Raw genomic sequence first — 672 nt, forward strand, 5'->3', positions numbered from 1 at the left:
GGGTCGGCTTTACCTTCGATGCATGGCGAGACCACGAAGCTTCGACCGCGACCACGTCCTGCATGCCGCGGAGCGGCAGTTCCGCGCTTCGGGCTACAACGGCACGAGCGTCGACGACATCAGCGCCGCCACCGGCCTGGGCCGCGGCAGCCTCTACGCCGCGTTCGACGGCAAGCACGGTGTGCTGATGGAGGCGATGGGCGGATACTTCGCCCGGCTGGCACAGGGTCCGCGGAAGGCGCTCGCCGGACCGGACGAGGGCGCCCTGGAACGACTGCACGCGTACTTGCTTCGCGCCGTCCACGGAGTGCCACTCGCCCCCGACGTAGCCCCCGCCTCCGACCGGGCGGGGGCGGCCTGCTTCGCCGCCAAGATGGCCCTGGAGGTCGGCGCCTCCGACCCCGAGGTCAAACGCCTGGCCAACGAGTGCTTCTCCGTAGTCCGGACGGCGGTGGCCGACTGCGTGCGAGCAGCGCAGCGCAACGGCGACATCGACCCCGACGCGGACCCCGACGACCTCGCCTACCTCCTGCTGACCATCATCCGCGGGAGCGATGTCGTCGGCGCGTACGGCCACAGCCCCGACCGCCTCACCGCGATCGCGGAGAGCGCTTTCGCCCTGCTGCCCCGCCCACGCCACCACTGACAAGGACACGGCCGGCCTCGTCGCAC

At 71.6% G+C, this 672-nt stretch carries 1 protein-coding gene; it reads left to right on the forward strand.

Annotated elements, in window-relative coordinates:
• The first annotated feature begins 22 nt into the window (after positions 1-22).
• Positions 23-646 (forward strand): TetR/AcrR family transcriptional regulator, encoded by a 624-nt coding sequence (locus tag PUR53_RS08195; RefSeq protein ID WP_329894536.1) that lies wholly within the window; start codon positions 23-25, stop codon positions 644-646.
• Positions 647-672 lie beyond the last annotated feature (26 nt).

The sequence above is a fragment of the Streptomyces sp. SP18BB07 genome (assembly GCF_036322545.1).
Classification (GTDB): domain Bacteria; phylum Actinomycetota; class Actinomycetes; order Streptomycetales; family Streptomycetaceae; genus Streptomyces; species Streptomyces deccanensis.

Coding starts and splice junctions, on each gene's coding strand:
- PUR53_RS08195 (WP_329894536.1), top strand. CDS start 23: ATGGCGAGACCACGAAGCTTCGACCGCGACCACGTCCTGCATGCCGCG.